Origin of the sequence: Halopseudomonas sp. Lyrl_26 (assembly GCF_051948695.1) — a bacterium.
Classification (GTDB): domain Bacteria; phylum Pseudomonadota; class Gammaproteobacteria; order Pseudomonadales; family Pseudomonadaceae; genus Halopseudomonas; species Halopseudomonas formosensis.
The window spans coordinates 22,178-46,635 of sequence record NZ_JAYJLH010000012.1 but is presented as its reverse complement, the minus strand read 5'-3'; the positions used below and the strand labels follow the sequence as shown (position 1 = coordinate 46,635).

At 63.8% G+C, this 24,458-nt stretch carries 20 protein-coding genes and 1 other RNA gene; 1 reads left to right on the top strand and 20 read right to left on the bottom strand.

The genetic code is table 11. The annotated features are described in order from the left end of the window. Nucleotides 1–7 precede the first annotated feature (7 nt). The 3 genes from argJ to VF673_RS12650 all read right to left on the bottom strand — a co-directional run bounded on the left by argJ (nucleotide 8) and on the right by VF673_RS12650 (nucleotide 5,206). Nucleotides 8–1,225, bottom strand: a complete 1,218-nt coding sequence (gene argJ, locus VF673_RS12660) for a bifunctional glutamate N-acetyltransferase/amino-acid acetyltransferase ArgJ (RefSeq protein ID WP_090540512.1) — start codon at nucleotides 1,223–1,225, stop codon at nucleotides 8–10. 117 nt (nucleotides 1,226–1,342) lie between these two features. Continuing rightward, on the bottom strand, nucleotides 1,343–4,084 hold the full coding sequence (gene secA, locus VF673_RS12655; protein WP_440292220.1) for a preprotein translocase subunit SecA: 2,742 nt from the start codon (nucleotides 4,082–4,084) through the stop codon (nucleotides 1,343–1,345). A 180-nt stretch (nucleotides 4,085–4,264) separates the two neighbouring features. Further along, nucleotides 4,265–5,206, bottom strand: coding sequence for a M23 family metallopeptidase (locus VF673_RS12650; RefSeq protein WP_440292219.1), 942 nt, complete (start codon nucleotides 5,204–5,206; stop codon nucleotides 4,265–4,267). A gap of 70 nt (nucleotides 5,207–5,276) precedes the next feature. On the opposite strand from VF673_RS12650, the gene VF673_RS12645 reads away from it, so the two are divergent. Beyond that, nucleotides 5,277–5,732: a DUF721 domain-containing protein gene (locus tag VF673_RS12645; RefSeq protein WP_440292218.1), complete on the top strand. Its 456-nt coding sequence runs from the start codon at nucleotides 5,277–5,279 to the stop codon at nucleotides 5,730–5,732. Between the two features lie 220 nt (nucleotides 5,733–5,952). Here the strand turns inward: VF673_RS12645 and lpxC are convergent, their stop codons facing one another. The 17 genes from lpxC to rnpB form a co-directional block, all read right to left on the bottom strand. Then, nucleotides 5,953–6,864: a UDP-3-O-acyl-N-acetylglucosamine deacetylase gene (gene lpxC / locus VF673_RS12640; protein WP_090540521.1), complete on the bottom strand. Its 912-nt coding sequence runs from the start codon at nucleotides 6,862–6,864 to the stop codon at nucleotides 5,953–5,955. Between the two features lie 113 nt (nucleotides 6,865–6,977). Beyond that, entirely contained in the window at nucleotides 6,978–8,150 is a 1,173-nt protein-coding gene (ftsZ, locus tag VF673_RS12635) for a cell division protein FtsZ (protein ID WP_090540523.1), read from the bottom strand. Between the two features lie 106 nt (nucleotides 8,151–8,256). Continuing rightward, on the bottom strand, nucleotides 8,257–9,489 hold the full coding sequence (gene ftsA, locus VF673_RS12630; RefSeq protein ID WP_320330350.1) for a cell division protein FtsA: 1,233 nt from the start codon (nucleotides 9,487–9,489) through the stop codon (nucleotides 8,257–8,259). A 9-nt stretch (nucleotides 9,490–9,498) separates the two neighbouring features. Next, entirely contained in the window at nucleotides 9,499–10,359 is an 861-nt protein-coding gene (locus VF673_RS12625; RefSeq protein ID WP_235818654.1) for a cell division protein FtsQ/DivIB, read from the bottom strand. Nucleotides 10,360–10,373: 14 nt separating this feature from the next. Then, nucleotides 10,374–11,291, bottom strand: coding sequence for a D-alanine--D-alanine ligase (locus tag VF673_RS12620; RefSeq protein WP_440292217.1), 918 nt, complete (start codon nucleotides 11,289–11,291; stop codon nucleotides 10,374–10,376). Then, nucleotides 11,291–12,709: a UDP-N-acetylmuramate--L-alanine ligase gene (gene murC, locus VF673_RS12615; protein ID WP_440292231.1), complete on the bottom strand. Its 1,419-nt coding sequence runs from the start codon at nucleotides 12,707–12,709 to the stop codon at nucleotides 11,291–11,293. Before murC ends, VF673_RS12620 begins: the two co-directional genes overlap by 1 nt. A gap of 34 nt (nucleotides 12,710–12,743) precedes the next feature. Continuing rightward, nucleotides 12,744–13,817: an undecaprenyldiphospho-muramoylpentapeptide beta-N-acetylglucosaminyltransferase gene (gene murG / locus VF673_RS12610; protein WP_273125586.1), complete on the bottom strand. Its 1,074-nt coding sequence runs from the start codon at nucleotides 13,815–13,817 to the stop codon at nucleotides 12,744–12,746. Next, complete coding sequence (ftsW, locus tag VF673_RS12605; protein WP_177197880.1) at nucleotides 13,807–14,982, bottom strand: putative lipid II flippase FtsW; 1,176 nt, start codon at nucleotides 14,980–14,982, stop codon at nucleotides 13,807–13,809. Before ftsW ends, murG begins: the two co-directional genes overlap by 11 nt. Then, nucleotides 14,982–16,331 (bottom strand): UDP-N-acetylmuramoyl-L-alanine--D-glutamate ligase, encoded by a 1,350-nt coding sequence (gene murD / locus VF673_RS12600; RefSeq protein ID WP_440292216.1) that lies wholly within the window; start codon nucleotides 16,329–16,331, stop codon nucleotides 14,982–14,984. The genes ftsW and murD overlap by 1 nt, the downstream gene beginning before the upstream one ends. A gap of 10 nt (nucleotides 16,332–16,341) precedes the next feature. Beyond that, a complete protein-coding gene (mraY, locus tag VF673_RS12595) occupies nucleotides 16,342–17,424 on the bottom strand; it encodes a phospho-N-acetylmuramoyl-pentapeptide-transferase (protein ID WP_090540536.1) in 1,083 nt (360 codons plus the stop codon). Beyond that, nucleotides 17,415–18,803 carry a UDP-N-acetylmuramoyl-tripeptide--D-alanyl-D-alanine ligase gene (locus VF673_RS12590; protein ID WP_440292215.1) on the bottom strand — a complete coding sequence of 463 codons (1,389 nt, stop codon included), beginning with the start codon at nucleotides 18,801–18,803 and terminating at the stop codon, nucleotides 17,415–17,417. Before VF673_RS12590 ends, mraY begins: the two co-directional genes overlap by 10 nt. Continuing rightward, nucleotides 18,796–20,247 (bottom strand): UDP-N-acetylmuramoyl-L-alanyl-D-glutamate--2,6-diaminopimelate ligase, encoded by a 1,452-nt coding sequence (locus VF673_RS12585; protein WP_440292214.1) that lies wholly within the window; start codon nucleotides 20,245–20,247, stop codon nucleotides 18,796–18,798. The genes VF673_RS12590 and VF673_RS12585 overlap by 8 nt, the downstream gene beginning before the upstream one ends. Continuing rightward, nucleotides 20,244–22,004, bottom strand: a complete 1,761-nt coding sequence (locus tag VF673_RS12580) for a peptidoglycan D,D-transpeptidase FtsI family protein (protein WP_440292213.1) — start codon at nucleotides 22,002–22,004, stop codon at nucleotides 20,244–20,246. The genes VF673_RS12585 and VF673_RS12580 overlap by 4 nt, the downstream gene beginning before the upstream one ends. Continuing rightward, nucleotides 22,001–22,309: a cell division protein FtsL gene (gene ftsL / locus VF673_RS12575; RefSeq protein WP_273128149.1), complete on the bottom strand. Its 309-nt coding sequence runs from the start codon at nucleotides 22,307–22,309 to the stop codon at nucleotides 22,001–22,003. The genes VF673_RS12580 and ftsL overlap by 4 nt, the downstream gene beginning before the upstream one ends. Next, nucleotides 22,309–23,247: a 16S rRNA (cytosine(1402)-N(4))-methyltransferase RsmH gene (gene rsmH / locus VF673_RS12570; RefSeq protein WP_440292212.1), complete on the bottom strand. Its 939-nt coding sequence runs from the start codon at nucleotides 23,245–23,247 to the stop codon at nucleotides 22,309–22,311. The genes ftsL and rsmH overlap by 1 nt, the downstream gene beginning before the upstream one ends. Then, nucleotides 23,244–23,699 carry a division/cell wall cluster transcriptional repressor MraZ gene (gene mraZ, locus VF673_RS12565; protein ID WP_090540550.1) on the bottom strand — a complete coding sequence of 152 codons (456 nt, stop codon included), beginning with the start codon at nucleotides 23,697–23,699 and terminating at the stop codon, nucleotides 23,244–23,246. Before mraZ ends, rsmH begins: the two co-directional genes overlap by 4 nt. Before the next feature lie 305 nt (nucleotides 23,700–24,004). Beyond that, an RNA gene (gene rnpB / locus VF673_RS12560) (RNase P RNA component class A) lies at nucleotides 24,005–24,355 on the bottom strand. Nucleotides 24,356–24,458: the final 103 nt, after the last annotated feature.

The following is a 24,458-nucleotide window of genomic DNA, read 5'->3' as shown; positions in this document are numbered from 1 at the left end:
CCCACTGTCAGGTGCGGTATTCCGCGTTGATGCGCACGTACTCGTGGGACAGGTCGGTGGTCCAGATCGTCTCGCTGACGTTGCCACGGCCCAGTTCGATGCGGATGGTGATTTCCTCCTGGGCCATGACCCGGGCACCCTGCTCTTCGGTGTATTCCGGCGCACGCCCCCCATTGCGGGTGATGCAGACGTCGTCCAGGTACACATCAATGCGCTCGACATCCAGATCGGGCACGCCGGCATAGCCGACCGCGGCGAGAATGCGGCCCCAGTTGGGGTCGGAGGCGAACAACGCGGTCTTGATCAGCGGCGAGTGGGCCACGGCGTAGGCCACATCCAGGCATTCGTCCCGGTTGGCACCGCCGTTGACCCGCACAGTCACGAACTTGGTCGCCCCTTCGCCGTCGCGGACAATCGCCTGGGCCAGCTCGAGCATGACCTCGTTGACCGCCCGCGCCAGCTGGGCGTATTCGGGACTGGTCAGATCATTGATCTCGTCCATCTGCGCCTGGCCGGTGGCAATCAGGATGCAGGAATCGTTGGTGCTGGTGTCGCCGTCGATGGTAATGCGGTTGAACGACAGGTCGGCAGCCTGACGCAGCATATGCTGCAGTACCGGCTGGGTTACCCTGGCGTCGGTGGCCACGTAACCCAGCATGGTCGCCATGTTCGGGCGGATCATGCCGGCACCCTTGGAGATTCCGGTAACGGTCACTGTCCGGCCACCAAGACTGATCTGGCGGCTGGCGCCCTTGGGCAGGGTGTCAGTGGTCATGATGCCCTCGGCCGCCTGGGCCCAGTTACCTTCGGCCAGATCGGCCAGGGCCTGGGGCAGTACCGCGATTATCTTGTCGGCCGGCAGCAGCTCGCCGATGACGCCGGTGCTGAAAGGCAGTACTCGTACCGGCTCGACACCGGTCAGACCGGCCAGCGCTTCACAGGTACGCAGGGCCGCTTCCATGCCCGGCTTGCCGGTACCGGCGTTGGCATTGCCGGTATTGACCAGCAGGTAGCGCGGACCGCTGGGCAGATGCTGTTTGCACAGGGTCACCGGGGCAGCACAGAAGGCGTTACGGGTGAATACCCCGGCCATGCGCGCACCTTCGGCCGCTTCCATGACCACGACGTCCTTGCGCCCGGCACGTTTGATGCCGGCGCAGGCAATACCCAGGCGAAAGCCGGGAACCGGGTGCAGAGTCGGGAGTGGGCCAAGTCCGACGGGCATGATGCGATATCTCCAATTGAGTGAGGTGTACAAAGACAAAGGGGCCGGCACGCTGCCTGCGAGGCGGGTGCCGGCCCTGGGGTGTTACTGCAGTACCCGGATATCCGAATCAGCTGCTCAGACGATGCTGCCGTGACACTGCTTGTATTTCTTGCCCGAGCCGCAGGGGCAGGGGTCGTTGCGCCCTACCTTGGGCCCTTCACGGGTGATGGGACCGGCCGGGGCCGCCGCTGCAGGCTCGCCCTGCGGCTCCTCTGCCTCATTCTCGACCCCCGGCGCTGCTTCATGCTTGAACTGCATGCGCTGGGCCAGCTCCTCGGCCTGACGGCGCAGACGGGCTTCCTCTTCGGCCGGGTCCTCGCGGCGCACCTGCACGTGGCTGAGGATACGCACGGTGTCGTGCTTGATGGAGTCCAGCAGCTGCTCGAACAGCTCGAAGGCCTCGCGCTTGTATTCCTGCTTGGGGTTCTTCTGCGCATAGCCGCGCAGGTGGATGCCCTGACGCAGGTGGTCCATGGTCGCCAGATGCTCCTTCCACAGATCATCCAGCACCCGCAGCAGCATCTGCTTCTCGAAGGTACGCAGCGCTTCCGCGCCGGCCAGGGACTCCTTCTCGGCGTAGGCTGCGCTCAGCGCCTCGCTGATGCGCTCGCGCACGCCATCCTCGTGCAGGGAGTCGTCTTCATCCAGCCACTGCTGTACCGGCAGCTCCAGGGCCAGCTCGGAGCGCAGGTGCTGTTCCAGGCCGGCAATGTCCCACTGCTCGGGCACGCTCTGGGGCGGCATGTGCTGGCTGACGATGCTCTGCACCACGTCCTCGCGGATGGCCTTGATGGTATCTTCCACCGACTCGGCGGCGAGGATCTCATTGCGCTGGGCATAGATCACCTTGCGCTGCTCGTTGGCCACATCATCGTATTCCAGCAGCTGCTTGCGGATATCGAAGTTGCGGCCCTCGACCTTGCGCTGCGCCTTCTCGATGGCGTTGGTAACCATGCGGTGTTCGATGGCCTCGCCCTTCTCCATGCCCAGGGCCTTCATGAAGTTCTTCACCCGGTCAGAGGCGAAGATGCGCATGAGGTTGTCTTCCAGCGACAGGTAGAAGCGGCTGGAGCCCGGGTCACCCTGACGACCGGCGCGGCCACGCAGCTGGTTGTCGATACGGCGGGATTCGTGGCGTTCGCAGGCGATGATGTGCAGGCCGCCGGCATCCAGTACCTGCTGGTGGCGCTCCTGCCACTCGGCCTTGATCTGGTCGATCTGCTCGGGGGTCGGGTTCTCCAGGCTGGCAATCTCGGCCTCCCAGCTACCGCCAAGGATGATGTCGGTACCACGACCGGCCATGTTGGTGGCGATGGTCACGGCGCCGGGGCGACCGGCCTGGGCGATGATCTCCGCTTCCTTCTCATGGTACTTGGCGTTCAGTACCTGGTGGGCGATTCCTTCCTTCTTCAACAGGTTGGAGACCACCTCGGAGGACTCGATCGAGGCGGTACCCACCAGCACCGGGCGGCCACTTTCCATGCAGCCCTTGATGTCCGCGACGATGGCCGCGAACTTCTCGTCGATGGTCAGGTAGACCAGATCGTTGTAGTCCTTGCGGATCATGGGCTTGTTGGTGGGAATCACCACCACGTCCAGGCCGTAGATCTGGCGGAACTCGAAGGCCTCGGTATCGGCGGTGCCTGTCATGCCGGACAGCTTGTTGTACAGGCGGAAGTAGTTCTGGAAGGTGGTGGAGGCCAGGGTCTGGCTCTCGGCCTGGATCTTCAGCCCTTCCTTGGCTTCGATGGCCTGGTGCAGGCCTTCGGAGAGCCGGCGTCCGGGCATGGTCCGACCGGTGTGTTCGTCGACCAGCACCACCTGCCCATCCTGCACTATGTACTCCACGTCCCGGTGGAACAGGGTATGGGCACGCAGGGCCGAATGCACATGGTGCAGCAGGTTGAGGTTCTGCGCCTGATACAGGCTGTCGCCCTCGGCCAGCAGGCCTTCACGGGTGAGCAGCTCCTCGACGTACTGGTGACCGTCCTCATTGAGCTCGACCTGACGGGTCTTCTCATCGATGTAGTAATGGCCGTCGACGCCCTCTTCACCTTCCTCCGGCCGTACGCCGCGCTTGAGGCGGGGAATCAGCTTGTCGATGGTGGTGTACAGCTGGGAGCTGTCCTGGGAGGGGCCGGAAATGATCAGCGGCGTGCGCGCTTCGTCGATGAGGATGGAGTCCACCTCGTCGACGATGGCGAAGTTCAGCTCGCGCTGGAACTTGTCTTCCAGACGGAAGGCCATGTTGTCGCGCAGATAGTCGAAACCGAATTCGTTGTTGGTGCCATAGGTGATGTCGCAGCGGTAAGCGGCGCGCTTCTCCTCGGGATCCTGAAAGGGCACCACCACGCCGACGGTCAGGCCGAGAAACTCGTGGAGCGGACGCATCAGGTTGGCGTCGCGGCGGGCCAGATAATCGTTGACCGTGACCACGTGCACGCCCTTGCCGGACAGGGCATTGAGATAGGCCGGCAGGGTGGACACCAGGGTCTTGCCCTCACCGGTCTTCATCTCGGCAATCTTGCCCTCGTGCAGGACCATGCCACCGATCAGCTGAACGTCGAAATGGCGCATGCCCAGCACCCGCTTGCTGGCCTCGCGGACCAGGGCGAAGGCTTCGGGCAGAATGGAATCCAGGCTTTCGCCCTGGCTTACGCGCTCCTTGAACTCGCCGGTCTTGGCCCGCAGCTGCTCATCACTCAGGCTGTTCAGGCCTTCTTCGAGCGCGTTGATGGCATGCACTGTCTTCTGCATGCGCTTCAACTCGCGCTCGTTCTTGCTTCCAAACATCTTCTTCAATAGAGGCGCAAACATAGTCGACTTCAGTATCCATTTGAGGTGGCTGACGCTGTTCCGTACTAAGGCGGTTCACCGGCAAAAAAACCATTCTACTCTGAAACTCTCGCGACAATAAACCGTAGAGCCGGCAGCGTGATTTCGGAAGCAGCAGCACACTGGCAGGGCCGAGTCAGTTGACCCGACCTGGGGCGGGGATCAGTTCAGAGCGAGGAAGCGGGCCGGATCGATGGCCCTGTCGTTGCGATAGACCTCCAGATGCAGGTGCGGTCCGGTGGAGCGGCCGGTGGAACCCACAGTGGCAATCTGCTCGCCCTTCTTGACCAGATCACCTTTATTCACCATCAACTCCTGGGCATGAGCATAACGGGTCTTGTAGCCGTTGCCGTGAGTGATCTCGACCATGTTGCCATAGGCGCCCCGGCGACCGGCGTAGGTGACCACGCCGGCACCGACGGCGTAGATCGGCGTGCCGCGGGGTGCAGCGAAGTCCAGTCCCGAGTGCATGGCGATACGCCGGGTAATGGGATCGGCACGGCGACCGAAACCGGAGGAGATGTAACCCACGTGCACCGGGGTGAAATCCAGCGCCGAGTCGGCATCGGTCTTGCGGTTGAGCATCAGCTCCTCCAGCAGACGCAGCTGCTGGGTGCGATCTTCAACGCGTGCACTGAGGCGGTCGAGTACCAGCTGCAGGTCCGCCCCTTCACGGGAAACCAGCACGCTGGGCACCTCGGGGCCGCCCATACCGGGATCGGTCTCGGTGCTGAAATCGAATTCGCCATCGGACAGTTCGGCCAGCTCGGTCAGACGCTCGCCCAGGGCGTCAAGACGAGACAGGCGGACCTGCAGACGACCCAGCTGCTGGGTCATGTGCTCGAGCTGAACCCGCGACTCTTCCTTTATATAATCCGCGCCGGTGGCATAATCACCTTGAACTGACTGCTGCCAGAGGGTGTCATAATCCAGGACCGCGGTGTCGGTTTCGATCGGCTGCTGCGATCCCGCCAGATTCCAGGCCAGCAGCCCGGCGAGCAACGGCATCAGCAGGATGCCTGCGAGACCGGCGATCAACCAGGGCGAGGACAGATTCAATGCCCGGCTGGTACCGTCACGCTCGGTAACTATGATGATGTTCAATGAAAGATCCCCAAATTTGTCCCTGCGGTTCTGCTAGGATGATCGCTGTTTCAGTCACACCGAGATAGCCATGTCTTTCTATCCCATGGACGCACGTCGCCCGGGTGACCTGCTGAAAACCCACTCCGCCCTGAAGGGTCTGTTTCGCCAGGCTCGGGCCATAGAACGCATGCAGGTTCTGCTCGACTCGGTATTGGAGCCAGCAGCTCGCGAGCACTGTCGCGCAGCCTCTTACCGCGACGGTGTTCTGAGGGTGCTGGTGACCGATAGCCAGTGGGCTACCCGGGTCCGCTACCAGCAGAAACGCCTCATCCGTCAGTTACAGGCCTACGCGGAGTTCGCCACCTTAACGAAAATCCACTGTAGGGTACAACCGCCACTGGTCAAAAAAACGCCACCAGTTCGCAAAATGAGGCGGTCAATTGTCGCAGCTGAGACCCTGTTCGAAACCTCCAGGGAGATCAGCGACCCCAATCTGCGGGCGGCCCTGGAACGCCTGGCGCGTCATCATAATGGCGAGCCGTGACCCTACGTCATTGGCAAGAACATAACCCTGCATCCCAGACCGCCTGCACACTCCGAGCCGGCGATGGCTTGTCCTGCAGCAGCCAGGAAGTTCCCGTCGTTGCGCGGCCTGCCCGATCTCCCAGGCTGACTTTCTGAAGAACTTCCAGACAGGCTTCCAGATAAACAAATAAGCAAAAAAAACGGCCACCGAAGTGGCCGTCAAACGAAACGAGTAAAAATCAGACTGCAGCGGCGGGACGCATGAAGGAGATGGGTGCGGTCCCGGCGTCTTCGAAGGTTACGATTTCATAGGCATCGGGCTTGGCCAACAGGGCACGCAACAGCTTGTTGTTGAGGGCATGACCGGACTTGAAGCCGCGGAACTCGCCTACCAGGCTCTTGCCCAGCAGGTAGAGGTCACCGATGGCATCGAGGATCTTGTGCTTGACGAATTCGTCCTCGTAGCGCAGGCCGTCTTCGTTCAGTACGCGATACTCGTCCACCACAATGGCATTGTCCACACTGCCACCCAGAGCCAGATTCTGCGAGCGCAGGTATTCGATATCCCGCATGAAGCCGAAGGTACGCGCACGGCTGACTTCCTTGACGAAGGAAGTACTCGAGAAGTCGACACTGGCGGTCTGGCTTCTGCCGCGGAATACCGGATGGTCGAAGTCGATGCCGAAGGTCACCTTGAAGCCCTCGAAGGGCACGAAGGTTGCCGTCTTGCCGTCCTCTTCCACGGTCACTTCACGCTTGATGCGAATGAACTGCTTGGGCGCGTCCTGTTCCTCGATCCCCGCTGACTGGATCAGGAACACGAACGGACCGGCGCTGCCGTCCATGATCGGTACTTCCGGCGCACTGAGCTCCACCACGGCGTTGTCGATACCCAGGCCGGCCATGGCCGACAGCAGGTGCTCGACGGTATCCACCTTGACTCCATCCTTGATCAGCGTGGTAGACATGGTGGTCTCGCCGACGTACTCGGCCCGCGCCGGAACCTCGGCCACGGGGTCGAGATCAGTGCGACGGAACACGATGCCGCTGTCCACCGGCGCCGGTTTCAGAGTGAGGTAGACCTTCTCACCCGAGTGCAGGCCAACACCGGTGGCCCGGATGGTGTTCTTCAGTGTGCGTTGTCTGATCATGCTTGAACTGGCTTCCGCTGTAATTGCGAATAATTTTCAACTAGATGGCGCGTAGCATAGCAAAATTCGCCCCTATTGAACACTAATCAGCCCTATTCAACCGATTGACCCACTCAATCAGCCTGACGCCGCAGGAAGGCCGGAATATCCAGATAATCCAGGTCTTCGTTCGGACGTGCAAGGGCTGTTGCCGCTGTCTGGGCGCCACCGGAATTGCGCATCACGGTCGGACGATCCAGGTCGCGGTAGTTGGTAGCCATGCTCTCGGCCGGACGGCTGGCCTGCACCGGGGCAGCCGTGTTGTCCACAACCTTGACCGGCTTGTCCATGCGTGCGCCCAGACCGGTGGCAACCACAGTTACCCGCAGCTCCTCACGCAGTTCCGGATCGATCACGGTACCCACCACCACGGTGGCGCTCTCGGAAGCAAACTCCTCGACGGTGTTACCCACTTCGGAGAACTCGCCCAGCGACAGGTCAGGACCGGCGGTGATGTTGACCAGGATGCCGCGGGCACCCATCAGGTTGACGTCTTCCAGCAGCGGGCTGCGGATGGCGGCTTCGGCGGCTTCACGGGCGCGGTTCGGGCCGCTGGCGTGGCCGGTACCCATCATGGCCATGCCCATTTCGCTCATCACGGTCTTCACGTCGGCGAAGTCGACGTTGATCATGCCGGGACGGATGATCAGGTCGGCAATGCCCTGGACGGCACCAAGCAGTACGTCGTTGGCCTTGCTGAAGGCAGACAGCAGGCTGGCGTCCTTGCCCAGAACGGTCAGCAGCTTCTCGTTGGGGATGGTGATCAGGGAGTCGACGTGCTGGCTCAGCTCGCGGATACCTTCCTCGGCGATCTGCATGCGCTTGCGGCCTTCGAAGGGGAACGGCTTGGTTACCACGGCAACGGTGAGGATGCCCATTTCACGGGCAACTTCGGCAACGATGGGTGCAGCACCGGTACCGGTACCGCCACCCATGCCGGCGGTGATGAACACCATGTCCGACCCCTGCAGCACCTCGGCGATGCGCTCGCGATCTTCCAGGGCGGCTTCACGGCCGATCAGCGGGTTGGCGCCAGCACCCAGACCCTTGGTCACGGCGGTACCCAGTTGCAGTACGGTACGGGCGGTCATGTTCTTGAGCGCCTGGGCGTCGGTGTTGGCGCAGATGAAGTCCACGCCTTCGACATTGTTGATCACCATATGCTGCAGGGCGTTACCGCCGCCGCCGCCAACGCCGATGACTTTGATGACCGCGTTTTGCGGGAGGTTATCGATCAATTCAAACATGGTCCCATCTCCTCGAGTTGATACTCGTCTTGTTTCGTTGTAAGTCGCTTCGTCTGGTACCGCTGTCCGGTTTCCCGGGTGCCCGCTTGGTTTCCCTGCGGGTCTGTTAAAAATTCCCTTTGAACCACCGCTTGACCTTGATCAGCGGTGATTCCCTGCTCTGTTCCGGCCCCCCGTGCTGGGGGTCACCGTGGTGTTTCATGCCGTAATGCAACAGTCCCACGCCGGTGGCGTAGATGGGATTGCGCACCACGTCGCTCAGCCCCTTGAACTCCTGCGGCACGCCCAGGCGCACCGGCATGTGGAAGATTTCCTCGGCCAGCTCGACCGCCCCTTCCATCTTTGCGGTGCCGCCGGTCAGCACTATGCCGGCGGGGATCATGTCCTCGAAACCGGAGCGGCGCAGTTCAGCCTGGATGAGGGTGAACAGCTCGTCATAGCGCGGCTCCACCACCTCGGCCAGGGCCTGGCGGGACAGATCCCGCGGCGGGCGCTCGCCGACGCTGGGCACCTTGATGGTTTCCTCCGGCCCGGCCAACTTGGCCAGGGCGCAGGCGTAGCGGATCTTGATCTCTTCGGCGTGCTGGGTCGGGGTACGCAGGGCCATGGCGATATCGTTGGTGACCTGGTCGCCGGCAATCGGAATCACGGCGGTATGACGGATGGCACCCTCGGTAAAGATGGCGATATCGGTAGTGCCACCACCGATATCCACCATGCACACGCCCAGTTCCTTCTCGTCCTCGGTCAGCACCGAGTAGCTGGAGGCCAGCTGCTCGAGGATCACGTCCTCCACTTCCAGGCCGCAGCGGCGGATGCACTTCTCGATGTTCTGCACCGCGTTCATGGCGCAGGTCACCAGATGCACCTTGGCTTCCAGACGCACGCCGGACATGCCGCGGGGCTCGCGCACACCCTCCTGGTTATCGATCACGTATTCCTGAGGCAGGATGTGCAGCACCTTCTGGTCCGCCGGAATGGCCACGGCCTGGGCCGCATCCAGTACCCGGTCGATATCCGCCTGCACCACTTCACCTTCGCGGATCGCGACTATGCCGTGGGAGTTCATGCTGCGGATGTGGTTGCCGGCAATCCCCGCATATACGGAATGAATCTGGCAGCCTGCCATCAGCTCGGCTTCTTCAATGGCTCGCTGGATCGACTGCACGGTGGACTCGATATTCACCACCACGCCCTTCTTCATGCCGCGGGACGGATGCGAGCCGATACCGACGATTTCCAGCTCGCCGTCCGTGCCGATTTCGCCGACCAGCGCCACCACCTTGGAGGTGCCGATATCCAGTCCGACGATCATCCTGCTACCCTGCTTGCTTGCCATGATTGCTCGTTACTCCCCGTTAACCGTTACGGGCTCGCGCCACGCCACTGCCATTCCATTGCTGTAGCGCAGGTCCACCCGTGCTATGAGCTCCCGACGCTCGGCCAGCATCAGCCGGTCGATGGTCAGGAACCGTTGCATCTTGTCCAGTACATCATCACGCCCCAGCAGCATCTCGATGCCGCCGCGGGTTGTCAGGAACCAGCTGCCGCGGTCGCGCATTTCCAGCCGCGCCACCTCGTGTCCATGGGGCCGCAGCAGGCGATTGAACTGCTGATAGTTCTGCATCACCCGCTTTTTCGCCCGCTCCGGGCCGTTCAGCAGTGGCAGGCCCTGGAAGCTGTCGATCTGCTCCGGGGTGAAGGCACGGCCGTTGTTGTTCAGCAGCGCGTCATCACCCCAGCGCGCCACCGGCAGGTGCTCGTCGAGATTGATCACCAGCTGATCCGGCCAGACCCGGCGTACACTGGCCCCGGACACCCAGGGCATGGCCAGCAGATCCGCACGCAGGGCATCCAGATCTATGGTGACCAGGCTCTTCTGCTGATAAGGCGCCAGCGCCGCCTGGACCGAGGCGCGATCTATGTACTGCAGATCCCCTTCCACATTGATCACGCTGATCGGACGCTGGGCCAGCGGCTGCAGACGGTCGACCAGCTCGTACAGCCCCATGCCCAGCACCACCAGCAACAGCGGCCAGAGCAGTTGCTGAAGACGCCGACCGCTGCCGCGCAGGCCCTGCAGCGAGGGCATGCCGAGCCGCGGCCAGCTGCGCGGGGCCGGCGGGGTCACGCGCACGGCGCCACGGGTCGGCGCACCACGCCGGCCCGGGTTTCTGCCGCTACGCTGATCCCTGATCATCAGCCCCATGTCGATTCCCTGCCTCAGTAGCGGGCACTGGCGAGAATCGCCAGCACCAGATCGGTGAAATTCAGCCCCGCCGCCGCAGCGGCCATGGGCACCAGGCTGTGGTCGGTCATTCCGGGCGCGGTGTTGACCTCCAGCAGGTAGAAACTGCCATCGGTGTCCTGCATCACATCGACCCGGCCCCAACCGCGGCAGCCCACGGCGTCGAAGGCGCGCAGACACAGGTCGGCCAGCTCTGCTTCGCGCTCCTCGCTCAGGCCGCAGGGGCACTGGTACTGGGTGTCGGAAGCCAGGTACTTGGCCTGGTAGTCATAGAAGGTGTTGGGCGTGCTCAGCCGGATCGCCGGCAGCACCTGACGATCAAGAATGCCGACGGTGAACTCGGCCCCGGTGACCCACTGCTCCACCAGTGCCACGTCGTCGTACTGCCGTGCCTGCTTCCAGGCAGCCTGCAGCTCCTCCAGGGAATGCACCTTGGCCATGCCGATGCTGGAGCCTTCGTGAATCGGTTTGATGATCAGCGGGGTCCCCAGCTGCTCGACCACCCCGGCACACTCGGCCTCGTCGCGCAGGACCGCATAGGCGGGCGTCGGCAAGCCGATGCTCTGCCAGACCTGCTTGGTACGCAGCTTGTCCATGCCCAGGGCAGAAGCCATGACACCACTGCCGGTGTAGGGGATCTGCAGGCATTCCAGCAGACCCTGCAGGCTGCCGTCCTCTCCGCCACGCCCGTGCAGGGCAATGAATACCCGGTCGGGGCGCTCGGCAATCAGACGCTCGACCAGATCGGCCCCCGCATCAATACCGAACGCATCCACACCGGCGCCCTGCAGGGCAGCCAGCACCGCTGCGCCGGATTTGAGCGAAACTTCACGCTCGGCTGAGGTGCCGCCGTAGAGCACCGCGACACGCCCAAAGTCATTAACGTCGACCATCAGGCCTGACCTCCCTTGAGTTCGTTACCCAGCCGCGTCAACGCCTCGGCCAGTTGCGGGGCGAGCCCGCCGATATCGCCAGCGCCCTGGGTCAGCAGGATATCGCCCGGCTGCAGTACCGCGCGCAGCAGCGGCATCAGATCCGCGTCCCGCGCCACATACAGCGGGTCGATCTGGCCACGCAGCCGGATGCTGCGACACAGATGCTTGCTGTCCGCCCCCGGTACCGGCTCTTCGCCAGCGGGATAGACTTCCATCAGCAACAGCACGTTGGTTTCGCCCAGCACCTGAACAAAGTCCTCGTACAGGTCCCGGGTACGGGTGTAACGGTGCGGCTGGTAGACCATGACCAGCCGTCGCTCCGGCCAGCCGCCACGCACGGCCTTGATCACGGCATCCACTTCCCGCGGGTGGTGGCCGTAGTCGTCGACCAGCATCACGCTGCCCTCGTCACCGAGCGGGAACTCGCCATGCACCTGGAACCGGCGGCCCACGCCCTGGAAGCTGGTCAGCCCCTGAACGATGGCCTCGTCGCTGACGCCCTCGTCCGCGGTCACGGCAATGGTCGCAAGCGCATTGAGCACGTTGTGCACGCCGGGCATGTTGACGAATACCCGCAGCGGCTCGCGGCCTTCGCGCAGTACGGTGAAGTGGGTCTGCATGCCCTTCTGCTCGATATCCACGGCGCGGATGTCGGCGTCTTCGGACTGGCCGTAGGTGATCACCTGACGGTTGATCTGCGGCAGAATGTCCCGCACCACCGGATCATCGATGCAGAGCACCGCCAGACCGTAGAACGGCAGGTTGTGCAGGAAGTCGACGAAGGTGCGCTTCAGGCGGTTGAAGTCGCCTTCGTAGGTGGCCATGTGATCGAAATCGATATTGGTGACGATGGCGGCCATCGGCTGCAGGTGCAGGAAGGAGGCATCGCTCTCGTCCGCCTCGGCCACCAGGTAGCGCCCCTCGCCCAGCTGGGCATTGGTGCCGGCGGCGGTGAGTTTGCCGCCGATGACGAAAGTCGGGCTCAGATCTGCTGCGGCCAGCACCGAAGCAATCAGGCTGGTGGTCGTGGTCTTGCCGTGGGTACCGGCTACCGCAATGCCATGGCGGTAGCGCATCAGTTCGGCCAGCATCTGCGCACGGGGCACCACGGGAATGCGTTTTTCCAGGGCCGCGGCGACCTCGGGATTGCTCTTGTTGATGGCGCTGGAAACCACCAGCACATCGGCGTTCTGCACGTTCTCCGCGCGATGGCCGATATCCACCCGGGCGCCGAAGCTTTCCAGCCTGGCAGTGACTGCCGAACGCTTCAGGTCGGAACCGGACACTTCGTACCCGAGGTTGAGCAGCACTTCGGCAATGCCGCACATGCCCACCCCGCCGATACCGACGAAGTGGATGCGACGAATGCGGCGCATGGCCGGCAGACTGAAGGTGGCCTCGGGGCGCTTGTCAGTGCTCACGGGCAACCTCCAGGCAGGCGCGGACCACGTCTGCTGTTGCATTGGGTCGGGCCTGTTTGCGGGCTTGTTCTGCCATCAGTCGTACTGTCTCCGGTTTGCCAAGCAGGGTGCCGAGGCGCTGGGCCAGCAGCTCGGCGGTAAGGGTTTTCTGCGGCAGCAGCTCGGCTGCGCCGCGATCGGCCAGGTAGCGCGCATTGGCTGTCTGGTGATCATCAATGGCATGGGGCAGCGGGATCAGCAGCGCCGGACGGCCGGCTGCGGCCAGCTCGGCCACGGTCAGTGCCCCGGCCCGACATACCACCAGATCGGCCCAGGCATAGGCCTCGGCCATGTCTTCGATGAAGGGCTGCACCTCGGCCTTCACACCCACTGCCGCGTAGGCCTGGCGGGTATCGTCCACATGCTGGCGACCGCACTGGTGGCGGATCTGCGGGCGCTGGCCGGCGGGTAACAGGGCCAGGGCCAGCGGCAGCAGTTTGTTCAGCGGCAGTGCACCCAGGCTCCCGCCCAGCACCAGCAGACGCGGCTGACGCAGCCCGTCCCAGATCAGGGGCGGTACCTGAAAGATGTGCTCACGTACCGGGTTGCCGGTGGTGCGCCGGGCACTGCCGGGGGCAAAGCTGTTGTCGAAACCTTCGCAGCGACGGGTGGCAATGTGCGCCAGCAGCCGGTTGGTGGTGCCGACCACCGCGTTCTGTTCATGAATCACCAGCGGGATACGGCGCAGCCAGGCCGCTACGCCACCGGGTCCGGTAACGTAGCCGCCGGCACCCAGCACCACCGCCGGCTGCAGCTCGCGCAGTACCTGCAGGGACTGCCACAGGGCGCGGACCAGACGTACCGGTGCCAGCAGCAGCCCCAGCTTGCCCTTGCCGCGCAGTCCCTGGATATCGATGAAATGCAAGGGGATGCCGGCCTGCGGGATCAGCTCGGCCTCGATGCCCCGGCGGGTACCCAGCCAGTGCACCTCATAGCCCTGTTCCTGCAGCAGACGGGCACAGGCCAGCGCCGGGAACACGTGCCCGCCGGTACCACCGGCCATGATCAGCACCTTACTGGCCATCGGCAGCCTCCCGCAGCGCCTGACGGCGCTCCCAGTCGATCCGCAGCAGGATGCCCAGGCTGATGCAGCACACCACCAGCGAACTGCCGCCATAGCTGAGGAATGGCAGGGTCAGCCCCTTGGTCGGCAGCAGGCCGATATTCACGCCGACGTTGATCAGCACCTGCCCGCACCACATGATCGCCAGGCCATAGGCCAGATAGGCCGAGAACAGTCGACCGGCGCGCTCGGCCCAGAGTCCGATGTAGAGCGCCCGGCCAGCGATAAACACCAGCAGGGCGAAGGCCGCCAGGGCGCCTACCATGCCCAGCTCCTCGGCCAGTACGGAAAACACGAAGTCGGTATGGGCCTCCGGCAGATAGAACTGCTTCTGGATGCTGTTGCCCAGCCCGACGCCAAGCCACTCGCCACGGCCGAAGGCGATCAGTGCCTGGGTCAGCTGGTAGCCGGTGCCGTAGGGGTCGTTCCACGGATTGAGGAAGCCGGTCAGGCGCTGCAGTCGGTAGGGTTCGGACCACACCAGCAGCGCCGCCATGCCGGCCAGCGAGCCGAACAGCAGGGTGAAGCGCAACAGCCCCACCCCACCGAGGAACATCATGCCCACTGCCGCACCCATCAGCACCACGGTGGCGCCGAAATCCGGTTCCATGATCAGCAGGAAGGCCATGGGGCCCAGCACCAGGAATGGTTTGATGAAGCCCAGCCAGCCTTCCTTGACCTCGTCCTGGCGATGCACCAGGTAACCGGCCAGGAAGACCACAGCGAACAGCTTGGCCAGTTCCGAGGGCTGCACGTTGATCGGCCCGACGGCGATCCAGCGCCAGCTGCCGTTGACCTCGCGGCCGATACCGGGGATCAGCACCGCAATCAGCAGCACGAAGGCCAGCACCAGCAGCAGGAAGCGCGACTGCTCCCAGAATCGCAGCGGCACTGCCAGGGTGCCGAGCAGTGCCAGCACGCCGATGAACATGTATACCAGCTGACGCTTCATGTAATACAGCGGACTGCCGAGCTGGCCGGCTGCCACTTCCATGGAGGCGGAACTGACCATCACCAGCCCCAGCGACAGCAGCGCGATACCACCCAAGAGCAGCGGCATGTCCATGTCGAAGCGGCGCTCCCCGGTCAGGGGGGCCAGGGATCTGTGCAGCATCTGGGTGACCATCATGGCGCCAACCTCCCGACCGCAGCGGCGAACAGCCGACCACGCTCCTCGAAGTTGGCAAACATGTCCAGGCTGGCGCAGGCCGGCGACAGCAGCACCGCGTCACCAGGCTGCGCCAGGCTGGCAGCGGCGTTGACCGCCTCATCCAGACTGCTGACCCGCTGCAGCGGCACATGGCTCTTGAGCACCTGTTCCAGCTTGTCGGCGTCGCGACCGAGCAGCACCACGGCACGGCAATAGCGACTGATCGGCTCGCACAGCGGCGAAAAGTCGGCACCCTTGCCATCGCCGCCGGCAATCAGCACCTGCCTGCCCTGCAGGGTATCGCCGAAACCTTCAATGGCCGCCAGCGCCGCACCGACGTTGGTGGCTTTGGAATCGTCGTAGTAGTCCACGCCGGCGTGCTGCCCGACCCACTGGCAACGGTGGGGCAGACCGGGGAAGTCGCGCAGGGCATCGAGCATGGCCGTCATCGGCAACCCGACAGCGTGACCCAGCGCCAGCGCCGCCAGGGCATTGGCCTGATTGTGGGCGCCGCGGATCTTCAGCTCGCTGACCGGCATCAGCGCCTTGAATTCGAAGGCCAGATGTTTCTGCCCATCCTGCTCGATCAGCCCGAAGCCCCTGAAGTCGGGCTTGTCCAGACCGAAGCTCCAGCAGGGCAGACGATCGGCAACCAGCGGCCGGGTCAGGGCATCATCGCGATTGACTACAACCTGCCGGGCACCACGGAAGATGCGGTGCTTGGCCAGGTGATAGGCGCCCAGATCGGCGTAGCGATCCATGTGGTCTTCGCTGATGTTGAGTACGGTGGCGACCTCGGCATTCAGCGCCTCGGTGGTCTCCAGCTGGAAGCTGGACAGCTCCAGCACATAGAGATCCGCCTTGCTGTCCAGCAGATCCAGTGCCGGAGTGCCGATGTTGCCGCCGACTGCCACACGCCGACCGGCCTTCTCGGCCATCAGCCCGACCAGGGTGGTCACAGTGCTCTTGGCGTTGGAACCTGTGATGGCGACTATGGGCGCCTCCGCGGCACGGGCGAAGAGCTCAATATCACCCACTACCTTCACCCCGGCCTGAATGGCCGTCTGGATGGCTGGTGTGGACAGAGGGATACCCGGATTAACGATCAGCTCGTCAGCCGAACTCAGCAGCTGCGCATCCAGCTCGCCCAGGTAGAGGTCTGCCATGGGCGCAAAGCGCTTGAGCTTGTCCAGGCCGGGCGGATTGGTGCGGGTGTCGCAGACGGCGAACGGCAGATCACGGCCGGCCAGATACCGGGCGACCGATAAACCGGTAACCCCCAGTCCGACTATGATCCGTTGCTTGTCCGTGGAAATCAGCGACACCTTGGGTTCCTCAACGCAGTTTCAGAGTGGACAGACCGATCAGCACCAGAATCACGGTGACGATCCAGAAGCGCACGATGACGCGCGGCTCCGGCCAGCCCTTGAGTTCGAAATGGTGGTGGATGGGTGCCATGCGGAACACCCGGCGGCCGGTCAGCTTGAAGGAGGCCACCTGGACGATCACCGACAGGGTCTCGACCACGAAGATGCCGCCCATGATGAACAGCACGATTTCCTGACGTACCACCACCGCAATCACACCCAGCGCGGCGCCCAGCGCCAGCGCGCCGACGTCACCCATGAACACCTGGGCCGGGTAGGTGTTGAACCAGAGAAAGCCCAGGCCTGCACCGATCAATGCCCCGCAGAAGATCAGCAGCTCGCCTGAGCCCTGCACATAGGGGATCAGCAGGTACTGGGAGAACTGCACGTTGCCGGACAGGTAGGCAAAGATGCCCAGGGCGCCACCGACCATCACCGTCGGCATGATGGCCAGCCCGTCCAGACCATCGGTCAGGTTGACGGCGTTGCTGGCCCCGACGATGACGAAGTAGGTCAGTACGATGAAGAAGGCACCCAGCTGGAACTCGACGCTCTTGAAGAACGGCAGGATCAGGGTGGTCTCTGCGGGGGTGTCGGCGGCCAGATAAAGGATCACGGCGGCGACCAGGCCGAACACCGACTGCCAGAAATACTTCCAGCGCGACGGCAGACCGCGGGAGTTCTTCTCGATCACCTTGCGGTAGTCATCTACCCAGCCGATGGCGCCGAAGCTGATGGTCACACCCAGCACCACCCAGATATAGAGGTTGCTCAGGTCCGCCCACAGCAGGGTACTGATGGTGATGGCGGTGAGGATCAGAGCGCCCCCCATGGTCGGGGTGCCCTTCTTGGACAGGTGAGACTGGGGACCATCGTTGCGCACGGCCTGGCCGATCTGGCGCAGTTGCAGGGTGCGGATCATCCAGGGACCGAGGAACAGCGCCATGCCCAGGGCAGTCAGCACGCCGAGGATGCCGCGCAGGGTCAGGTACTGGAAAACACCGAAGCCGGTGTGAAATTGTTGCAGGTATTGCGCGAGTATCAGCAGCATGTCGGCTTGCCCTCTTCCTGATGTTGCGAGCCTTCAACCAGAGCGGCGACGACCTCTTCCATACCCGCACTACGCGAGCCTTTTACCAGAACCCGGGTGTGCGGGTTCAATTCTTTGTTCAATGCCGCAGCCAGTGCAGCGCGATCGGCAAAACTGTGACCGCCGGGACCGAAGGCCCGGGCGGCCAGTGCCGACAGCGGGCCGGTGCTGTACAGGGCATCCAGGCCGCGGCTGCGTGCGTACTCGCCGATGTCCCGGTGGGCCTGCTGTTCGGTTGCACCCAGCTCGCCCATATCCCCCAGCGCCAGTATCCGCTGACCGTCCAGGGCAGCCAGCACATCGATGGCAGCGCGGACCGAGGCCGGGTTGGCGTTGTAGGTGTCGTCGATGACCAGTGCGCCGTTGTGCCCGGGCAGGCTGCGGCCGCGACCGGAGACCGGCTGCAGGGCCGCCAGGCCGTCGGCGATGGCCTGCAGGGGAATGTCCAGCGCCAGGGCGGCTGCGGCCGCAGCCAGGGCGTTGGCCACGTTGTGCCGACCCAGCAGGTTGAGCTGCACGTGCTGACTGCCCAGCGGCGACATCAGTTCGAAACCCGGACAGCCACGCTGGTCGAGCTGGATATTGCGGGCATGCAGATCGGCGCGGCAGTCCTCGATACTGAAGCTCCAGCGCTTGCGCTGACCCAGAGTGGCCTGCCAGTCCGCCTGCCAGGGGCTGTCGAGGTTGATCACGCCCTGTCCATCGGCATCCAGACCGGCGAAGATTTCGCCCTTGGTCCGGGCAATGGCCTCTTCGCTGCCGAAACGGCCGATATGGGCCACGCCGGCATTGGTCAGCACGCCCACCTGCGGGCGGGCCAGCTGCATGCAGTAGGCGATGTCGCCCACCGCGCCGGCGCCCATCTCGACCACGGCAAAACGGTGCTCGGGAGCCAGCTCCAGCAGGGTCAGGGGTACGCCCAGCTCGTTGTTCAGATTGCCGCGGGTGGCCAGCACCGGTCCGCAGCCACGCAGGATGGCGGCGAGCATTTCCTTGACCGTGGTCTTGCCGCTGGAGCCGGTGATCGCCACCAGCGGATGGCGGAAGGCGGTGCGGTTCAGCGCACCCAGCTGGCCCAGGGCGAGCTGACAGTCGCTGACGATCAGTTGTGGCAGTGCGTCGTCCAGCGGCCGTTGCACCAGGGCGGCGACGGCGCCATTGGCGCGGGCCTGGGCGATGAAGTCGTGCCCATCCACACGGCTGCCGGGCAGGGCCACGAACAGGCCGCCGGGCTGCACCCGACGGGCATCGATGCTGACGCTGTCAAAGCTGACGTCGGCACCCTTGAGTGTGGCATTGAGCGGTGTGGTCAGGGCGGAGAGGCGCATGGCTTCAAGCATGATGCCCCCCCCGGCCAAGCAGAGCGCGTTCGGCCTGTTCGATGTCGCTGAAAGGGTGACGCACCCCGTTTATCTCCTGATAAGTCTCGTGCCCCTTGCCGGCCAGCAGAATGACATCCCCTGCGGCGGCAGCAGCGATGGTCTGGGCGATCGCCTCGGCACGGTTGGCTATGACTGTGACCTGTTCGGTTCGTTCAATGCCGGCGAGAATATCCTCGATGATGGCCGCCGACACCTCGGTGCGCGGGTTGTCATCGGTAATCACCAGCTGATCGGCGCCCTGCTCGGCGATCCGACCCATCAGCGGCCGCTTGCCGCGATCGCGGTCACCGCCGCAGCCGAAGACACAGATCAGTCTCCCGGCCACATGGGCGCGCAGGGCGGCGAGCGCCTTTTCCAGCGCGTCCGGCGTATGCGCGTAATCGATGACTACCAGCGGCTGCCCTTCCCCGCCCAGACGCTGCATGCGACCGGCCGGGGGTACCAGCAGCCCCAGCTGCGCGGCAATCTGGGCCAGCGGCAGCTCCAGCGACAGGAGCACACCGGCGACCGCCAGCAGGTTGGAGAGGTTGAAGGTGCCCAGCAGCGGGCTGCGCAGCTCGGTGCTGGCCTGGGCCGTATGCAGCCGGGCGCTGATACCCTGGGCATCGAAGCGAATATCACTGCAGTACAGGTCGGCATTGCTGTCGCTCAGGCTGTAGCCTATCAGCGGCAGGGTGCACTCTTCAGCCAGTTGGCGACCAAAGGTGTCATCAAGATTGATCACCGCGTGCTCGGCCTGATCGAAGAGGCGGGCCTTGGCCTGGCCATAGGCAGCCATGTCGCCGTGATAATCCAGATGATCCCGGCTCAGGTTGGTGAATACCGCCACCTCGAACATCAGCGCGGCCACGCGGTCCTGCGCCAGGGCGTGGGAGGAGACCTCCATGCTGACCCGGCAGGCACCCTGATCGCGCAGATGCGCCAGCTGCTGCTGCAGGCTGAGTGCATCCGGGGTGGTCATGCCGTGGTCCAGCAGGGCGCTGGGCATGCCGCTGCCAAGGGTGCCGATCACGCCACAGGGCTGACCCAGATTGTTCAGTGCCTGGGCGAGCATCTGGCTGACGCTGGTCTTGCCGTTGGTGCCGGTAATGCCCACCAGCTTCATCTGGCAGGCAGGCTCGCCATGGAAGCGGCCGGCAATGGCCGACAGCTGGCTGGCCAGGTGACCGATCGGCAGCACGGGTACGGCCGCGCGGCAGGTGAATCCGTCCGCCGCCTCGTAGGCTACCGCAGCGGCACCGGCAGCAACCGCCTGGTCGATGTGATCGCGACCATCATGACGCAGGCCGGGCACCGCCAGGAACAGATAGCCAGGTTTCACCTGGCGGCTGTCGGTGGTCAGGCCGGTAAGGGTCACCAGATCACCCTGCCATTGCGGGAAAAGCTGCTGCAGCTGGATCATCCGCGTCCCTCCGGGCGTTCCGGGCTGGGCAGTTCGACCTGCTGCAGCTCATTGAGATTGTCCGGGGTGATGTTCAGCAGACGCAGGGCGTTGGACATCAGGCCGCTGAACACCGGCGCGGCGACCAGACCACCGTAGTAACCACCCTTGCTCGGCTCGTCGATCACCACGGCAATCGCCAGTCGCGGATTGCTGCCGGGCGCGAAACCGGCGAACAGCGAACGGTAGGCGTCCTGCTGATAACCTCTGGAACCGCTGGCGGTCTTGCGCGCGGTGCCGCTCTTGCCGCCGACGTGGTAACCGGGAACCCGGGCGCGGTGGGTGCCGCCGGTGCCTTCGACCACTTCCTGCAGCATGCCCTGAATGGTACGTGCCACCTGCTCTGGCATGACCTGCTGGGCCGCCGGCTGTTCGTTCAGGCGCAGCAGCGACATGGGCACCTTGCGTCCGTTGTTGGCCAGAATCGCGTAGGCCTGGGCCAGCTGGACGGTCGTTACCGACAGGCCGTAGCCGTACGACAGGGCAGCGGTTTCTGCCCGGCGCCACTCGCGGAAGCTCGGCAGGTTGCCGACCCGCTCGCCCGGGAACCCAAGCCCGGTGTACTGGCCGAAGCCGACCGCGTGCATGGTTTCATACAGCGCCGGACCGCCGACATCAAAGGCGACCTTGCTCATGCCCACGTTACTGGACTTGAGCAGGATGCCAGTCAGGTCGAGCATGCCGCCGGGGGCGCGGGACACGTCGCGGATGGTATAGCGGCCGATCTGCAGGGTGCCGGGGTAGACATTCACCTGATCGCGGGGCGACCAGCGGCCGGTGGCCAGGGCTGCACTCATGGAAATCGGCTTGACCGTGGAGCCGGGCTCGAACACGTCGATCAGCGCCCGGTTGCGCATGGCATCGGGCTGCAGGTTGGCACGGTTGTTGGGGTTGTAGCTGGGGTGGTTGGCCATGGCCAGAACCTCCCCGGTGCGCACGTCGATCATCACGATGGAGCCGGCGCGCGCTTCGAATTCCTGCAGCGCCTCGCGCAGCTGGCGGTGAGCCAGATACTGCAGGCGCAGGTCGATGGACAGGGCCAGGTCGTTGCCGGGGCGGGCATTGCTGACCACCTGCACGTCCTTGATCAGACGGCCACGGCGGTCCTGCAGTACCTGACGCTTGCCGGGCACCCCTTCGAGCCAGTGGTCATAGGCCAGCTCGATGCCTTCCTGGCCCTTCTCGTCGACGTTGGTGAATCCCACCAGATGGGCTGCCACCTCACCGGCCGGATAGAAGCGGCGGTATTCCTCGATGCTGTAGACGCCGGGCACCCGCAGGCCCATGACCGCCTCGCCATCGGCGGGCACCATGCGCCGGCGCAGGTAGATGAATTCCTTGTCGGCGTTGGCCTTGAGCCGCTCGCTGAAGGTCGCCAGATCGGTCCCCAGCTCCCTGGCCAGTTCCGGCCAGCGGTCCGGATGCTTGATCAGCTGGGTCGGGTTGGCCCAGATGGTCAGTACCGGCGTACTGACGGCCAGCGGCTCGCCATTGCGGTCGGTGATCTGGCCGCGGTGGGCAGGGATGGGCACATGGCGCACGCTGCGCTTGTCACCCTGATTCTTCAGGAAGCCCTCATCCAGCACGTGCAGCTCGACGATGCGCCAGCAGACAGCGAGGCTGCACAGCGCGAGCATGCCGATGACGATCCGGAAGCGCCAGGGGTGCAGGCTGCCGTTGTTCGGATGGATGAATGATGTCCAGTCGGGCTTCTTCATGGGCGCACCAGAATCACTTCACTGGGTTCAGGTACGCGCATGCCCAGCTGCCGGGTGGCAATGCTTTCCACCCGGCTGTGCGCGGTCCAGGTGCTCTGTTCCAGCACCAGACGACCCCATTCAGCCTGCGCTTTCTCCCGCTGCTGCATCTCGCCCGCCAGCTCATTGAGCAGCTGGCGGCTCCAGTGAGCGCTGTAGGGCACAGCCAGGGCGGTCACCAGGGTGAGGCCCCAGATCAGCAGCAGCCAGCCGCTGCCGGTGGGCAGGCCGGCGCGGGCGGTATTGGCAGCATTCGGCGTGCTCATCAGCGTTTCTCCGCCACGCGCAACACCGCACTGCGGGCACGGGGATTGGCAGCGATCTCCGCAGCGGAAGGCTTGATGGCCTTGCCGATCAGTTTCAGGCTGACCTTGATCTCGGCGTCGCGAATCGGCAGATTGCGCGGCAGCGGGTCGCCCTTGGCTTCGCGGCGCATGAACTGTTTGACCTGGCGATCTTCCAGCGAATGGAAGCTGATCACTGCCAGGCGTCCGCCGGGAGCCAGCGCCGCGAGTGCGGCCTGCAGCCCCTCGGCCAGATCTTCAAGCTCGCGGTTGATGAAGATGCGGATACCCTGGAAGGCACGGGTAGCCGGATGCTTGTGCTTTTCCCAGGCCGGGTTGGCCTGCTTGATCACCTCGGCCAGATCGGCGGTGGTGGTGAACGGCTGTTCCGCACGGCGGGCTACAATGGCGCGCGCCATGCGGCGAGAGAAGCGCTCCTCGCCATATTCGTACAACACGGTAGCGATATCCGCCTCGTCGGCACTGTTGATCCAGTCGGCGGCGCTCTGGCCGGCGGCGGGATTCATGCGCATGTCCAGCGGACCATCGTTGAGAAAACTGAAGCCGCGACCCGGGTCATCCAGCTGCGGCGAGGATACACCGAGATCCAGCAGGACGCCGTCCACCTGCCCCAGCAGGCCACGGGACTCCAGCTCGTCGGCCATCTCGGCAAACGAGCGCTGTACAACGACAAAGCGGCCGTCTTCGGCCGCCAGCTGATTTCCGACCCGGATCGCCTCCGGGTCCTTGTCGAAGCCGATCAGTCGCCCCTCGGGAGAAAGCTGGGCGAGTATCGCCCGGCTGTGGCCTCCCCGGCCGAAGGTGCCGTCTATATAGAGGCCGTCCGGCCTTACTGCGAGCCCTTCCAGCGCTTCGCTCAGCAGTACACTGACATGTTTCAATTCGGTCTGCTGATTCATAGGCTCAATGTGTGCAGTTCCGCCGGCAGCTCGCCGACGCCCTGCTCCTCTTCCATATAGGCTGCAGTGGTGGCCTGCCAGGCCTCTTCACTCCACAGCTCGAATTTGCTCAGTTGCCCGACCAGCATCACCTTCTTGTCCAGACCGGCGTGCTCACGCAGCAGCGGCGGCACGACGAAACGACCGTTGCCATCCAGCTCGATCTCGTTGGCGTTACCGATCAGCAGGCGGCTCAAACGCTTGACCGCCGGATGCATGTTGGGCGCATTGCGCAGCTGCTGTTCGACCGCTTCCCAGGCCGGCAGCGGGTAGATCCACAGGCAGCGCTCTTCCAGGGCAATGGTCGCGATCATCTGGCCGCCACAGGACTCGAGCAGACGGTCGCGATACCTTGCAGGCATCGCGAGTCGGCCCTTGGCGTCCAGATTGACAGCGCTCGCTCCCCGAAACACTTCTTGTTATTCCCCTGTTCGACCCACTGTTAGGACCACAATCCGCCCAAAAAAATCCACTTTGATCCACTACACACCACTTTCGCACACTATAGAAAGGCACCCATACAGCGTCAAGTGACCAGTTCACGGAAAAGCCTTATATGGCGAGGGTTTAGCGGCCAAACGGGGGCAAAAAAGCGCTCGAGGGAGGCAATTTCAAGAAGGAATTTTCATGAGGAACAAGAGGATACTCATGCAACTTAAAGTTAAACATGAGGTTGAAAATATTTTTCGCTGCCGGAAGAGGCGGTCAGGAAGGAAAAAATGGGAGCTGGCCTGTAAGCCGGGTTCTGTCGAGGACAGTCATTCCTCTGCGACAGCCATCACTGACTGCCTGTAGCAACCTACCCGAACCCAGTGCGGGCCGCACCAACGGGTTCCTATTTGGTCTTGCTCCGAGTGGGGTTTACCATGCCACGAACTGTTACCAGTCGCGCGGTGCGCTCTTACCGCACCCTTTCACCCTTACCGGCGCTTGCGCGCTTAGGCGGTCTGCTCTCTGCTGCACTTTCCGTGGGCTCACACCCCCCAGGCGTTACCTGGCACTCTGCCCTGTGGAGCCCGGACTTTCCTCCATATCACCGAAGCGATACAGCGACTGTCCAGCCAACTCCTGAACGCAAGGGTAGCGACATTGAAGCCAGACGGCAAGCCTTGATGGCTCAAGGGCGTGGGTTTGTAGCGGGTGCCGACCTCCTCACCTTAAATTCTTCGTGC